The organism is Rhizobium sp. 2MFCol3.1, assembly GCF_000377565.1.
Taxonomy (GTDB): Bacteria; Pseudomonadota; Alphaproteobacteria; order Rhizobiales; family Rhizobiaceae; genus Rhizobium.
Map to the genome: position 1 here is coordinate 1 of NZ_KB898376.1, position 13,200 is coordinate 13,200.

The following is a 13,200-nucleotide window of genomic DNA, read 5'->3' on the forward strand; positions in this document are numbered from 1 at the left end:
AGCAGTCGATGGACCTGGCTTCGACTGAGGTCGAGCCGTTCGGCTGCCTGGACGACGCTCAGACGTTCGTCACGGATCTTCTGGATGAATTCGAGGCGATGCAATTCTTTCTGCGACATGGTGATCAAAAAGGACATGACGACTCCGACCGCTCATGGTCTCGACCAGACTGAAGATCGTCATCCTTGCTCCCAACGTTGGCTTTGACCAGTGCGTCGAGAGGCGAGACTGTCGCATCTCTAACTGGCCCAACTGTCGCATTACTAAATAGCCCTTACAATCAAAAATCGCATAATCAACATTATGGAACTAACATGCAGTTTGCGGGCTGTTGCGTTTCGGCCTGGATGTTATCGTAACTGTCGCGTCCAACGGAACAAGCTACGGGCGAACGATTGATTGGATTCGTCCAGCCAATGCTCGCCCGAGTTCTTTATCTTCGGTGACAGATTTCTGCATCAAGTCATTGCAATGATGATGTCATCGACGCCGCGTCGTTGATCATCTTCCAGCCGCTTGACGTTCGATGGCACACACATTTCATCGCGACCGACAACCTTTTCCGATACCGCGCGTTTCCTGAGACACGACCCATCAGGATGCCCTCATGCCCCGCAAACCCAACTTCGAACTTCTCGCCCGGTCAGGCTACGCCGCTCGCGGGATCGTCTTTCTCCTTGTTGCCGGGCTCGCGCTTCTATCGGGAGTAGCCGGAGGTAAGGCAGACACGAAGTCGGCGGTTTCCACATTGCTCGAGCAACCGTTCGGTCGTGTCTGGGTCGGTCTCATAGGTCTTGGACTTCTCGGCTTCGTTGCCTGGCGCTTGGCGCAGTCACTCGCGGACAGCGACGGTCACGGCACGGATCGGAAAGCCATCGTGATCAGAGCGGCGATGCTCGGCAGCGCCATCACTTATCTCGGGCTCGCTGGCTACGCGCTTGGCCACGCAATTGGCGGCGCAGGCGGTAGCGAAGGCTCCGGTGAGAAAGGCCTCGCCCAATGGGTCATGTCGCAGCCGTTCGGATCCTATATCGCCATCTTGATCGGCATCGGCTTCATCGTTGGTGGCGTGGTGACATCGGCTAAGGGCCTGACGCGAAAATTCGAGAAGTACCTGCGGCTGCCGGATGCCAAAGGTGTCGTAGGTATGGTCTGCATCTATGGCCTGGTGGCGCGTGGCGTCGTCTTCGCGATCACTGGTGTGCTTTTCGCGTATGCTGGCTTCACAGTCGATCCCGAGCAGGCCGGGAGCATCTCAGAGGCCTTGTCATGGCTGAGGCAGCTACCGTTCGGATCTATCCTCTATGTGGTCGTCGCAGTTGGCTTGGCGGCTTTCGGCATCTACAATCTTGTTGAGGCCCGATACCGGATCGTGCGAGGGCCATCGGTCGGTGATGTCAAACGCGCGCTGCCAGTTTGAGGCATCCGAAGCTTCGGCCCCTGAAGAATTCGTCGGAGAGGTACAAGCGATGTCGGAGGGTAGAACCATCGAAGCCGAGCGGGGGTCCCCTCACCTCCGATCCCTGCCCCATGGTTTCCGAGCGGTCGTCATTGGCGCGAGCGGAGGAATTGGCGGCGCTCTATGTTCTCGCTTGGAGCAGGATCCCAACCTCGGCGAACTGCTGGCGTTGTCCCGCAGTGGCGACAGCTTTGATCTTCTCGATGAAAGCAGCATTGTCGACAGAGCAAGACGTTTCTCTCAAAAACCAGTTCACCTGCTGATATGTGCGACCGGAATGCTCACGACCGACGGGCATCCGCCAGAGAAGTCGCTTCGACAGATAGATCCGGAGATCATGCTTTCGCAGTTCCGGGTCAATGCGGTCGGCCCGGCGTTGGTCGCCAAACATTTCCTTCCACTGCTAGATCGCAAGTCTAGGGCGGTGGCCGCTTTTCTTTCCGCGCGCGTGGGTTCGATCAGCGACAATCGCCTGGGGGGCTGGATTTCGTACAGGGCCTCGAAAGCGGCCCTCAACCAGATCGTCCGGACGGCTTCGATTGAGGTTGCTAGGACACACCCCGAGGCTGTTGTCGCCGCGGTGCATCCCGGAACCGTCAGAACAACGCTCTCAGCCCCCTACTCGGCGGGTCACCTCACTATGAGCCCGCAGGATGCCGCATCTTCGATCCTGAGTGCACTAGACGGGGTCAGGGAAACCGGTACGTTCATCGCTTATGACGGAAGTACCGTTGAGTGGTGAGGAACCCTCACCGGAGCGAGGGACCCTGTGAAAGCCAGGTCGCACTCTCGATGAGGTCGTCCCATCGTCCACTCGCGGCTGTTTCCGCGAGACGTTGCTCCAGTGCATCAATTTCCAGGTCCGGAGCCTCCTCGACCAGGTTTGCGATCTCCTCCGGCCAGTCAAAGCGCGCTGCCAGACCGCGGAGCCGATCTCGGGTGTACTCCGCCTTGTCGCTTGCCAGGATGAAGTAGCCCAAATCCATAGCTCGATCATGGGCCTCGAAAATCCTCAATGCGTCGTCATTGGTATAGAAAGCTCTCATTTGCTCCATCCTTCGTGACCAGCTGAGCTTTTCTGGTGCGCTTGAAAGACACAACCTTCCGGTAACCCTTCCGCGAACTCTGCAGCTCCGGAGCTAGATTCCTCGTTGTCAGAGCCTGCGAGCGCGTGCGAGACCGCCGCCAGGATATTTCTTCGGATGGTCGGTATCGATGAAGCAAAGTCCAATGGCAGTTGCAGCGAAGAAGACAGGTTCCGCGTCCACCGTCTGGACTGAGCAAGAGCGGCTTCAAACTCTGCGCGGTTACGGCTCCAATCGTGATGGTGTAGACGCAGACCTGGAAGAGATTGCTCGTTTCGCCACCGAGTCCTTCAAAGCACCAGTATCTGCCATCATACTTTTCGAATACGATCGGCAGGTTTTTAAAGCGGCCTTCGGCGTCTCAGCCAGACCAACTGCAGTGAAATCGGACCACGTAAGTGCTCTACTGGCGGGCGACATCGTCATTCCGGACGTGTCCAATGATTCCAGATTTGATTTCACTCCCATCTTGAGCAAAGAGCCGGGTCTGCGATCTTACGCTGGTGTCGTATTGAGGGCGCCGGACGGAATGCCGATCGGCACTCTCTGTGTATTTGACCATCAGGCTCGCGATTTCACCGAGGCGCAGCTAGAATTGCTTGGGTTCCTTGCCAACCAGACAATGAGACTGCTCGAGCGCCAACGAGCGAACGAAGGTTTGGAGAACGAGTTGGCGGAGGTAAGGCAGAGCAGGCTTCTCATGAGGAAGTTCGAGCAGCTGATCACCCAAGCTCCGGGCTTTATCGCGATTGTCGACACGCAAGGCTACGTTTCTTACCTCAACGGATTTGCCAGGAATGTCGTTGGGCTCAAGCCAGACGAGAGTATTCCGCCAGGCGTCGAGTTCTTCATGGCGCCCGATGAGCGCGGCACGTTTCACGATGATCTGATGCCGCTCATTCGCTCGGGCGAACGACGATGGCAGCATTGCCGCCTGCGTTTAGCTTGATGTTGCCCGATGCGGAGAGTTCCGAGGCGACGGTTGTCTCATCATAGCTTTCTTGATGGGACGTTTTCTTGGAGAGAAAGCCCTTCTTCTGGCTATCAACGTCGGTTGTCGCGGTATCATGGCCGGATGCGATCAGAAGATCGCCACCGGTCGTCATGCTCAGGTCGGCACTGTGGTTGTCATCGCCGGCCTGCAGCTTCGACGCCGAGACCAAAGTGTCACCACCCGAGTTCGTCGCTATACCATCCCCGCCAGAGATCGAAGAACCGGTTGTCGTTTCGCTTCCGAAATGTCCCTGGAGCTTTGTGCGGCCCGACTTCCATGACGCGTCGGTCTCGGAGGTGTTGTGCCTATAACAGACCGGCGGCGTCGACAAGGTCCCGCGTGAATGGTACCACACCACCGACCATGCTCCGGTCTGGATTGAACTGGACGACGGATAGCATATCTCAAGAATGTACCGCTTCGGTCGCTTCCAGGCGCACCACCCTTGACGATGTCCGATGGCGAGTCACAGAAGTGCCGGTGTCCTGGGATTAAAGAAGACCCTTCGCCCGCAAACCGGCCGCGAAGGTGATGAGCGGCATCACGAGAGTCAGCGGCTTGTCCTTCAGCGGTTCGGCGCCATAGGAGGCGTACCAGTTGGCTGCGCGCTCGCCTTTGGCATCGATGATCAGTAGAAGTCCCCCGCCCTCTCCTGCAAGTCTGAGGCAGCGGAGCGCTGCGGCGGCTAGGAGCAGGCCTCCCAGTCCCTGCCCGGCAACCGCGCGGTCGGCAGCCAGTCGTGCAAGCTTGAAGCCCGGCACCTCATGGCGGGCAAGACCGCGTGTCATTGCATCGGGCACAGCTGCGTGCTCAACTGCTGAAGGCGCGATTGTATAGAACCCAAAAATGCGGTCGGGTACTGCGTCATCGATGGCACAGAAGGTCTTTGAGGCATTCTGCTCATGGCTTTGTCGGGCAAAACGGAGCAGGAACTCGTTCATCTGAGCGTCGCCGCAATCGAACTCCGCCCGACCGTGAGACTTGGCGATCGGCTCCTCATGCCATGCAGGTAAACTCATAGGCTGTCAGGCAAACCGGCAATCGCCGCGCGCAGCTTGGCGTTGGGTTTGGGCGGATTTTCCAGAAGCTCAAGAATGCGAAGATGATCGCGCTTTGACACTTTGATCGTTTCGGCCTCTTCGATCACAGCCTCCGCTTCTCGCAGTGCGGATTCGGTTACGAAATTCGTCAGATCGGTATTACGAAGTGCTGCTGCGCGCACGAGCTTAGCCTTGGCCGTGGCAGGAACCCTCAAACTCATACGCTCACTGTTCTCGTTCGCTATACTCGGCATGTCGCCCTCCATCTATCAATCGAATATAAGCGAAACTCCTCTCGGCGTCAACGGTGTGCGTCTTCAAGGCGTACAGGCAAATGCGCGCGCTTCTATATCCTATTGGCTTGTTGCCTCAAGGCTTGGCGGCAATCACCGGACGGCATTATTGGTTTGAGCGATTGCGGCGGCCGGCCTTTTGCAAGGTTTTCGCCGCCGCGGCCTAATTCCAATCATATATGCAGGTGGTGGCCGGCGGCGGCATTGGCGTGGACGCGGCGACCCTCCAACCTATCGGCCTAATTGCCAGCAGGTGCTCTCACCACGAGGTTAATCAAGCCATACGTCTGGCAGTACACGTTAGCAGGTTTCCTGTCTTCGCAAGGGCGAAATCGTTGGTGACGTCCCCCGACAACGCTTGATAACGGCTTTGCGCCGGTTGTTGGCGAACCGTTGCAGTACTTGTGAGGAAGGCTGGTGATGGCAGGTCGATGGCCCCTCTCTTAGAAGTAGGCCTATAATCGATTTGGTCAAAGACGATCACGTTGATCGTGCCCCGTAGCGTGGTGTAGGTCGACGGTAGCGAAGCCGCTCGCGAGCGTGCCCTCAGCGCGCGGTAGCGAGTGAGCGGGCTTTGCGGGCGGTCATCGATAATCTCCGGTATGGTTGGGTTGCTGACACTCAACCAGATACGAAGGATACATCGATGACCAATGACATAATGGACCTACGCGAGCTTGTGGAGAAGACCCCGGACGCGGATATTCTGCGCGACATGATCGGTTTTGCTGTTGAGCGACTGATGGAATTGGAAGTTAGCGCTGCAACTGGCGCGGCCCACGGTGAGAAGAGTCCATCGCGATTGGCTCAGCGCAACGGTTATCGCGACCGTGACTGGGAGACGCGTGCAGGTACGGTAGAGCTGCGTTCCCAAAGCTGCGTAAAGGGTCTTACTTCCCAACCTTCATCATGGATGGACTGAAAATCACACCGCCGCGCAGACGTCAACGAACGGACCCTATCGCTACCTTTTGATATTTGCCTTTTTACCACCGATTCCAGTGAACTCCCTTTCCTCACTCCATGAGATCAAACCATTCCCCACAATAGCGCTCCTGGTCGCGACGCGGTGGACGTTGTAGGTGACGGTCCTCGAACGACACAGAGTGGCTTCTGGCGCAACGCATAAGCCGTCTGCAGAACTCAATTGCTCTTCCCAGCTCAAGCGAAGTCCGCTGGACAAGTCGGCACGACACGGCAAATGTTCGGAATTAGGTAGCAACGGCCACCTGCCTACAGATGTGCGGACCACACCCTGCCCCACTCGTGCGCTAGGTTAAGCTTGATCCCCCCAGCGACTGCCTGCTTCAGGCAAATCTAGCATCACTTCAGGCTCGGAAGTTGCTTTTCGATATCCGACCCCAGGGGCGCTGAGGTCATAGACCTCCAACGGAACGCCGGAAATGTCTGTGGCCAAAATCCCTACGAGTTCTGGGGGCGCATTGCGCAGGTAGTTCTCCGCGTGATCAAGAGCAATAATAAGCTCGTCGCGGATCATCGCGGCAGTCCAATCAGAAGGTAGGCCACGAACCGTCGTGTAGTCCTCATTCGTGACGGACAACGCTTTACGACGAATCTCATCGACTATACGCAGTGGCGAGAAGTAGGGAGGCTTACCTGCTGCGGCCATGATTACTGGCCCCAACGGGCACATGTGGTTTTCGATCATCAGCAGATCGACATAGTCCCGAGCCTTCGTCCGCGTAGACGCGGCAATCACCTTGTTCACTGCAAGATCCGACGGGTGTAGGCGCGATCCCCACTCATCATCCCTGACCAGCGGGAAGAAGCGTGTCCGGGTCTCGCTCATCCATTGAACAAGGGTGCGTTCTCCGTCGCGAACTACACTCGCCTCAACGCAACCGTAAATGTTGACTTCAATCGATACTACGAAGCCATCAGCCTCTAATTTCGCGATGTCAGTACCCGCCGAGACGCCAATTTCCTCGTCGGTATCATGAAAGATGTCAATGTCATCGGACATCCGTGGCCAATCCATGTTCAAGACCAAGCCGCCAGCAACGTAACTGGTGTCAGACCTGTTTCCGGCGATGGAGGCCATGATTTCTTTCTGGATCCGCGTTAGTGCCATCAGCGCTCGTCTCCTAGCTGAACGATCATTCTTCGTCCCATCGCATAAGCTCTCGCATCGCCGCGCTCCATAAGGGCATTGGCGACAACTCGCACCTTCTGCTGTAGATCATTCAGCTTTTCGAGCTCGATGTTATCGAAAACTCTTAGTCCATACCTCTCGGTCGCAATCCTGATAAATTCCGCAAAACGACTCTTTTCATCCCGATGCGCGGAGCGCAATTTAGCCGCTGCACTCACGATCTCATCTCTGCGTGCTTTCGGAACGAGAACCTCCACCCTAACAAGATCAGATGCTCCTCCAGTCTCCCGGTACTTCTTGATGCGTTCTTTGGCAGACATGGTTACAACTCCTACATGCGGACAATATAGGCGTATCCCGGATACTCATCAAGTATCTATGTCTGTGGTGAAAAGCAGAAATTTCAGTCCGATTCACCACCAGGAACGTATCACAACAAAACCCATCGACTCCTAGATGCTGCCCCTGCATGGTCTGTGACGTATTCAGGATCATACGAATACACGCTGATCCGAGAGTAAGCGGCAAGCTGAGACCGTTCAGCGCGTGTAATTCCACGGCATGAGTGCATCGAGATCGCTGCTGGGCCAACCATTGGCTATGCGCTCGAGCGTCTGGGTGAGCCAGGCCTGCGGATCGATATTGTTCATTTTCGCTGTTTGAAGGAGCGTGGCGATTGTTGCCCAAGTCCTTCCACCGCCATCGCTGCCGGCGAAGAGGCTATTCTTCCTGGTAATTGTCTGTGGCCGGATTGCACGCTCGACTATGTTGTTGTCGAGTTCGATGCGGCCGTCGGTGAGAAAGCGCTCGAAGATGGAGCGACGCGAGGTGGCATAGCGGATCGCCTCGGCCAGCTTCGACTTGCCAGAGATCCGCGGTAGGGTCGTCTCCCAGAGGGCGAAGAGCTCCGTGACAACCCCAGCAGATGTCGCCTGGCGCGCGGCGACACGGGCGTCAGGACTTCGCCCGCGAGCTGTTTCTTCCACCTGCCAGAGCTTCGCCATCAGTTCCACCGTCTCGGTGGCGATCTTGGAGCTGTCTGAGGCGTGGAGCTCGTAGAACCTGCGCCTGCTATGGGACCAGCAGTAGGCCAGCATCACGCCGTCATTGCCTCCGTCAGATCTGGCAAGCTTGTTATAGGCACCATGTCCGTCAACCTGCAGAATACCGCGATAGCCACTCAGATGCCGGGCGACCCGATCGCCAGCACGGCTATCTTCGAAGCGATAGGCAACCATCGGCGGGCTACTGCCACCGAAGGGTCTATCATCGCGGGCATAAGCCCAAAGCCAGGCCGTCTTGGCCGATCCGGATCCGGGCGCGAGTGTGGGCAACGTCGTCTCGTCAGCGAAGATACGCTCAGCCTTCTTGACCTCGGCGAGGATGTAGTCGGCCAGGATATCAAGTTCAAAGCCGAGCTTACCCATCCATTGAGCCATCAGCTTCCGGTCAAGCTCGACCTTGTCGCGGGCATAGATTGCCTCCTGCCGATAGAGCGGAAGGCCATCGGCATACTTCGAGACGGCGATCTGGGCGAGAAGCGCTTCCGTCGGAATGCCCGCCTCGATAACGTGCGCGGGTGCGGCGGCCTTAATGACGCCGTCTTCATTTTTGAAGGCATACTTTGGTCGGCGTGTGACGATGACGCGGAACTTCGCCGGCACGACGTCAAGTCGCTCCGAGACGTCTTCTCCGATCAGCACCTTCTGTTTGCCGAGGTGTTCGGGCAGTTCATCCGGCTCGATCACCACTTCGACCCGTTCCAGATGCGGTGCGAAGCCTTTGCGCGGCCGCGGCATCCGGGAGCTGCAGATCGGGCGGCGTCATGACGTCTACTAGAGCATATTTCGCTCCGATTTTCCTGCCCTTTCAGGCGGTTGATTCACTTTGCCGCAGGCATTTACCCAACAAGCTCCGGCGGCTTCACCGCCACCGAGCGCACCCGTTTCCAGTCCATGCCGTCAACGAGCGCCATGAGCTGGGCAGGGTTGAGCTGGACTCGGTTGTGGCCTATCCGCGGCCAGCAAAACTGCGCCTTCTCCAGCCGCTTGGCGTAAAGGCAAACCCCGGATCCATCCCACCAGACGATCTTGATCCGGTCGGCCCGTTTGGCCCGGAAGACATAAAGCGAGCCGTTGAATGGATCACTGCCAGCATCCCGCACCAGCGACAGCAGGCTGTCCGGCCCTTTGCGGAAGTCGATGGGATGGCTGGCCAGGAAGACCTTTACACCTGCGGGGATCATGCTGAGCGAACCGCGCGGATGACACGCTGCAGATGCGCTTCTTCAACATGCCGGCCAACCCGCACGACGATACCGTCAATGTCGATTTCGACGACGGGGTCGGGGTCAGGTGCGAGGCTCTGCGGATCAACTGCCGCTACTAATCCAGCCTCATCACTGCCCAACAGCTCTCTACGCCAGCGGTAGAGTTGAGACGGCAAGATACCGATCTGCCGCGCCACTACAGACATATTCACACCGGGCTGACAGGCCTGCTCAACCGCTGTGGCCTTGAATTCGTCGGACCAGAACCGCCGCAACTGTCGCGGCGACCCGTCAAGGCGATCGGGCACCGCCTCGATCATTCGCATCAACCCAAGGCTAGCCGCAAGTCTAGACATAGATCCTCACATTCAAAGAACTCTTATGCCCGACATACCCTACTCAACATCAGCCGTGCCAGATGGGGTCTCCTTGCCGCTTACATCCGAGAGTTTAGTGCCATAGAGACAGGTGGCAGTTGCTGCGCAATTCCGCAAATGTTGGTACCGACGGCAAGAATTGTCGTCAGACCTCGCTTCGCTTCAGCAGATAGTCCAAGCCCCCTGCCCGGTACCAACGGAAGCCATAGGGTTCGAGGACCATGTGGTGTTTCCCGTCTTTGGCACAGCTGTCGTGTCCATCTAGAATGTCGATCAGCACGCCTGCGTCTTGATCAACATTTGCCGCAAACGAGACTTCCAAGGGTTTGTCGTGAAAGCTATGGATGGTGATGACGACGTTCTTCCGCCACTCGTATCGCATGATGAGAACGCCAGGATCACCGCAGGTGAGAACTTTGAAGCCTCCCCATCCGATCTCCGGCGCTTCCTTACGCGCCCGGATCATCCGCTCAGTCCAGTTCAGCATCGAGCCCAGGTCTCGGCGCTGAAACGCGACGTTGACGTGGTCAAAGCCGTACGGTCCCTCCGATATAACAGGAAGAACGGGCTTCTCGCTCTTGGTGAAGCCGCCTTGCGGTTCGTCTGACCACTGCATCGGCGTCCGCGCACAATTTCGTTCCGGCAATGATAAGTCATCACCCATCCCGATCTCGTCGCCATATCGCAAAACTGGCGTTCCCGGCAACGAGTACATCAAGCTGTAAGCAAGCTTCAGGCGCCGGATGTCTCCCCCCAGCATGGGTGCCAAGCGCCGCCGGATGCCGCGATCATAGAGCTGCATGTTCTTGTCCGGACCGAAGGCAGAGAAGACCGTCTGTCTCTGGCTCTCGGTCAGGCGTCCAAGATCCAATTCATCGTGGTTTCGAAGGAAAACACCCCATTGCCCCGTTTCTGGCCGTTGCTCAGTATCGCGCATGGCCTTTGCGAGCGGTCGGGTGTCCACGCTCGCCATCGCATAGAACAATGCTTGATTGACGTGGAAGTTGAACATCATCTGCATGCGGTCGCCATCATCACCGAAGTATTCGAGGTTCTCCTTGGGAACCACGTTGGCTTCGGCCAAGATGATGCTGTCCCCCTTCCTCCACTGCAGAAACTCGCGGAAGGTACGCAGCATATCGAACTGCTCTTTCGGCTTGGTTACGTCGGCACCCTTCTCGGCAATGACGAATGGCACTGCGTCCATCCTGAAGCCCGACACGCCAAGCTGGATCCAAAAGCCCATAATCTTCAGGATTTCAGCCTGCACGAGCGGGTTTCCAGTGTTGAGGTCGGGCTGGAAGTCATAAAAACGGTGGAAGTAGTATTCACCTGACTGCCTATCACGGGTCCAGGTGGATTTCTGAACTCCTGGGAAGACCATCCCTTGGTCGGCGTTGGCGGGTTTGGTTTTGGACCAAACGTACCAATCGCGGTATCGAGAATTCGGATCGGCACAGGCCTGTTTGAACCAAGGGTGTTCGTCGGATGTGTGGTTGACCACGAGGTCGATCAATACCCGTATCCCGCGTTGCTTGGCACCGTGCGTGAACTCAACGAAGTCGCCGAGAGTGCCGTACCGGGGATCGACGTTGTAATAGTCGGAGACATCATAGCCGTCATCTCGCCCGGGAGACGTCTGGAAGGGCATGAGCCAAACGGCCGTCACTCCCAGCCCGGCCAGATAATCGAGCCGTCGCTGTAAGCCTTGGAAATCCCCAACGCCGTCGCCGTTGGAGTCCATGAAGGTTTCAACCGAAAGGCAATAGACGACGGCGTTTTTGTACCAAAGGTCGTTGATCAAAGTTTCACTCCCGCAGAACACGTTGCTCACGGAAGGCTTGCGTGCGGGAAAGGTTCCAACTTGAACCGATGGGTTGGAGCGCAAGCAGCCCTCTATTGCGTTCTATCGGCGGGTGCGCCACGTTCCCGCTTCCACGCCGATCCGCTTACAAGCAACCCAGCGATGTTAGGGTTCAATGAGCGCTTCCGGTTCGCTCGCCACCTTCGTCTTGCGGATGATCTTGCCTGCCGAACCCACCAAACAAACACTGCTTGCTCCAAAGAAACGGCGATTCAGGCAAAGTAATCTACGGCTGTTCCTCGCTTGATTTTTGGGGCAGACACGTTCCAACCCCGTTTCAATATCGTCATGCTGAGGGACACCCATCAATCTGGCTACAATCTCGGAAGCGCCGGTCCATTAAGGCATCTAGGCGATTGAGGTGACGATGGAGGTAACAGGGTTTGAGCTTGTTAAAACCGATATGAAAAGCGACCCCGAACAAAGCTGGACAGGAATGACAAAGTATGCGCGCCCACGAAAACAGACGGCGGTCGGACAGCATGCGTGGCTTGGTGCTCCATCATGGAAGCTTTGGGGATCTTAACAAGCTCGGACCTTGCTGAGGACACTTTGTCCGCCATATACGACGTCGATGAATGATTCGAAGATCTTCGTTGGCCTAAGGCCAATCCGCAGCAGCCGTGACAAGCCCACCCAGCCGAGCGGGCCTAAGTGCCAATGGGACAGCTGCGAAAATTCGGGAACCCAAAGAGCGCCAGTAGGCAGTGCCGCCGAGGGACTGTATCTCACCTTCTGGCTGGAGCATTCAAAGGCCTACGGTCGTGGCTACAGCTACTATCCTAGCCATTCGGATCCCGTCGTTGCGAAGTACCAGCTCAACGCGGCTGCGGGGAAGATCGCCACGCGCGGAGTAAGGACGGACCAGCCAAAATTCGAGGCGCCATTGCCATCGTCGGTTCCGTCGGGATCAGCGAAATCACTTAAAGCACGAGGCAAGGCCAGCCAACCGAGCGTGACAACATCGTGCCGGACGCTCAAGCCACTTGAGGCTAAGGCGTTTGAAACGCTTGGGCTTCAGCAGGTAGCGACACCTGAGGACATCAGACGACGATACAAAGAGCGGCTGAAGCTACACCATCCCGACGTTAACAGCGGTAATCGTCAATCAGAGGACCGGCTCCACGCGACGATCGAAGCCTATAAAATCCTCAAGCTAAATGGTTTTTGCTGACGACGAACTTCACGCGAGCGCTCGTTGACGGCTTTACGCGCAACAAACAGGCTCGATGATTCCGCTCCCGATGTGACGTTCTAAGCGCTTGCGTGAATGCGCCCTCTTTGACTACTGCGCCAGGTGGCGGTTAAATAGGACTGTATTCGGATGATTACCCTTCCAAAATCAAAACTGTGGCGGCGGCCCCCTCTTTGGAACATTCTGAAAAGTCGGCCATTTAATCGGAAATGAATGAAAAGCATTCGATAATCGCCCATCGGAGGGGCGTCATACCGGACAACGCAGACGAGAAATGGCTTCTGTCTCTGTCGACCTGCGACATGTATCAGTTTAGACGTTTTCTAGCTGACGGCGGAAAGCCACTCTTCGTCCTCGCTCCAGAGTCGACGGCGTTCGCGCCCGTGTGGCTGCTGCTCGCATTTGACAGCAACAAGCAGCTCTTTCGTGTCACAACGGCCACGGACTCGATGGCACGGCGGTTAAAGTCAATCCGGCAGGTCTATCAGGTAGCCCGCAATTGCGGCTTTGT

At 56.9% G+C, this 13,200-nt stretch carries 14 protein-coding genes and 2 pseudogenes; 5 read left to right on the forward strand and 11 right to left on the reverse strand.

Features of this window, described 5'->3' with window-relative positions; all coding sequences use genetic code 11:
• Window positions 1-137 (reverse strand): helix-turn-helix domain-containing protein (locus D460_RS35585; RefSeq protein ID WP_155947883.1); only part of this gene is annotated, 137 nt, incomplete at its 3' end.
• 470 nt (window positions 138-607) lie between these two features.
• Between D460_RS35585 and D460_RS0128860 the strand changes: the two genes are divergently transcribed.
• Together D460_RS0128860 and D460_RS0128865 are read left to right on the forward strand one after the other, a co-directional pair.
• Window positions 608-1,420 (forward strand): DUF1206 domain-containing protein, encoded by an 813-nt coding sequence (locus D460_RS0128860; RefSeq protein WP_018902095.1) that lies wholly within the window; start codon window positions 608-610, stop codon window positions 1,418-1,420.
• Between the two features lie 172 nt (window positions 1,421-1,592).
• On the forward strand, window positions 1,593-2,201 hold the full coding sequence (locus tag D460_RS0128865; protein WP_348625663.1) for an SDR family NAD(P)-dependent oxidoreductase: 609 nt from the start codon (window positions 1,593-1,595) through the stop codon (window positions 2,199-2,201).
• Window positions 2,202-2,208: 7 nt separating this feature from the next.
• On the opposite strand, the gene D460_RS0128870 is transcribed toward D460_RS0128865, so the two are convergent.
• Window positions 2,209-2,505: a hypothetical protein gene (locus tag D460_RS0128870; protein WP_018902097.1), complete on the reverse strand. Its 297-nt coding sequence runs from the start codon at window positions 2,503-2,505 to the stop codon at window positions 2,209-2,211.
• 184 nt (window positions 2,506-2,689) lie between these two features.
• Here D460_RS0128870 and D460_RS34690 point away from each other — a divergent pair, with 184 nt between their 5' ends.
• Window positions 2,690-3,493 carry a GAF domain-containing protein gene (locus tag D460_RS34690; protein WP_018902098.1) on the forward strand — a complete coding sequence of 268 codons (804 nt, stop codon included), beginning with the start codon at window positions 2,690-2,692 and terminating at the stop codon, window positions 3,491-3,493.
• Here the strand turns inward: D460_RS34690 and D460_RS36580 are convergent.
• From D460_RS36580 to D460_RS0128890, 3 genes are all read right to left on the reverse strand, one after another.
• Window positions 3,441-3,896 carry a hemagglutinin repeat-containing protein gene (locus tag D460_RS36580; RefSeq protein ID WP_196809387.1) on the reverse strand — a complete coding sequence of 152 codons (456 nt, stop codon included), beginning with the start codon at window positions 3,894-3,896 and terminating at the stop codon, window positions 3,441-3,443. The two genes, D460_RS34690 and D460_RS36580, sit on opposite strands and share 53 nt — an antisense overlap.
• Before the next feature lie 133 nt (window positions 3,897-4,029).
• Window positions 4,030-4,557: a hypothetical protein gene (locus D460_RS0128885; protein WP_018902100.1), complete on the reverse strand. Its 528-nt coding sequence runs from the start codon at window positions 4,555-4,557 to the stop codon at window positions 4,030-4,032.
• A complete protein-coding gene (locus D460_RS0128890) occupies window positions 4,554-4,832 on the reverse strand; it encodes a DUF1778 domain-containing protein (protein ID WP_026283661.1) in 279 nt (92 codons plus the stop codon). Before D460_RS0128890 ends, D460_RS0128885 begins: the two co-directional genes overlap by 4 nt.
• Before the next feature lie 685 nt (window positions 4,833-5,517).
• Between D460_RS0128890 and D460_RS0128900 the strand changes: the two are divergent.
• Window positions 5,518-5,780: pseudogene (locus D460_RS0128900) on the forward strand (transposase); the annotation flags it as partial.
• A gap of 367 nt (window positions 5,781-6,147) precedes the next feature.
• Here D460_RS0128900 and D460_RS0128905 read toward each other — a convergent pair.
• From D460_RS0128905 to D460_RS0128930, 6 genes and pseudogenes are all read right to left on the reverse strand, one after another.
• Window positions 6,148-6,963, reverse strand: coding sequence for a nucleotidyl transferase AbiEii/AbiGii toxin family protein (locus D460_RS0128905; protein WP_018902102.1), 816 nt, complete (start codon window positions 6,961-6,963; stop codon window positions 6,148-6,150).
• Entirely contained in the window at window positions 6,963-7,304 is a 342-nt protein-coding gene (locus D460_RS0128910; protein ID WP_018902103.1) for a hypothetical protein, read from the reverse strand. Before D460_RS0128910 ends, D460_RS0128905 begins: the two co-directional genes overlap by 1 nt.
• 219 nt (window positions 7,305-7,523) lie before the next feature.
• A pseudogene (locus D460_RS34065) lies at window positions 7,524-8,780 on the reverse strand (IS66 family transposase); the annotation flags it as partial.
• A gap of 104 nt (window positions 8,781-8,884) precedes the next feature.
• Window positions 8,885-9,229, reverse strand: coding sequence for an IS66 family insertion sequence element accessory protein TnpB (gene tnpB / locus D460_RS0128920; protein WP_018902105.1), 345 nt, complete (start codon window positions 9,227-9,229; stop codon window positions 8,885-8,887).
• Complete coding sequence (locus tag D460_RS0128925; RefSeq protein WP_196809388.1) at window positions 9,226-9,573, reverse strand: transposase; 348 nt, start codon at window positions 9,571-9,573, stop codon at window positions 9,226-9,228. Before D460_RS0128925 ends, tnpB begins: the two co-directional genes overlap by 4 nt.
• A 202-nt stretch (window positions 9,574-9,775) precedes the next feature.
• Complete coding sequence (locus D460_RS0128930; RefSeq protein ID WP_018902107.1) at window positions 9,776-11,434, reverse strand: alpha-amylase family protein; 1,659 nt, start codon at window positions 11,432-11,434, stop codon at window positions 9,776-9,778.
• Window positions 11,435-12,068: 634 nt separating this feature from the next.
• Here D460_RS0128930 and D460_RS0128935 point away from each other — a divergent pair.
• Entirely contained in the window at window positions 12,069-12,668 is a 600-nt protein-coding gene (locus D460_RS0128935; RefSeq protein WP_018902108.1) for a J domain-containing protein, read from the forward strand.
• The last annotated feature ends 532 nt before the right edge of the window (window positions 12,669-13,200 follow it).

What these genes read in the sequence shown, in the direction of transcription:
- D460_RS0128860 (WP_018902095.1), top strand. Translation starts at nt 608, where the DNA reads ATGCCCCGCAAACCCAACTTCGAACTTCTCGCCCGGTCAGGCTACGCC.
- D460_RS0128870 (WP_018902097.1), bottom strand. Translation starts at nt 2,505, where the DNA reads ATGAGAGCTTTCTATACCAATGACGACGCATTGAGGATTTTCGAGGCC.
- D460_RS34690 (WP_018902098.1), top strand. Translation starts at nt 2,690, where the DNA reads ATGGCAGTTGCAGCGAAGAAGACAGGTTCCGCGTCCACCGTCTGGACT.
- D460_RS0128885 (WP_018902100.1), bottom strand. Translation starts at nt 4,557, where the DNA reads ATGAGTTTACCTGCATGGCATGAGGAGCCGATCGCCAAGTCTCACGGT.
- D460_RS0128890 (WP_026283661.1), bottom strand. Translation starts at nt 4,832, where the DNA reads ATGCCGAGTATAGCGAACGAGAACAGTGAGCGTATGAGTTTGAGGGTT.
- D460_RS0128905 (WP_018902102.1), bottom strand. Translation starts at nt 6,963, where the DNA reads ATGGCACTAACGCGGATCCAGAAAGAAATCATGGCCTCCATCGCCGGA.
- D460_RS0128910 (WP_018902103.1), bottom strand. Translation starts at nt 7,304, where the DNA reads ATGTCTGCCAAAGAACGCATCAAGAAGTACCGGGAGACTGGAGGAGCA.
- tnpB (WP_018902105.1), bottom strand. Translation starts at nt 9,229, where the DNA reads ATGATCCCCGCAGGTGTAAAGGTCTTCCTGGCCAGCCATCCCATCGAC.
- D460_RS0128925 (WP_196809388.1), bottom strand. Translation starts at nt 9,573, where the DNA reads ATGATCGAGGCGGTGCCCGATCGCCTTGACGGGTCGCCGCGACAGTTG.
- D460_RS0128935 (WP_018902108.1), top strand. Translation starts at nt 12,069, where the DNA reads ATGAATGATTCGAAGATCTTCGTTGGCCTAAGGCCAATCCGCAGCAGC.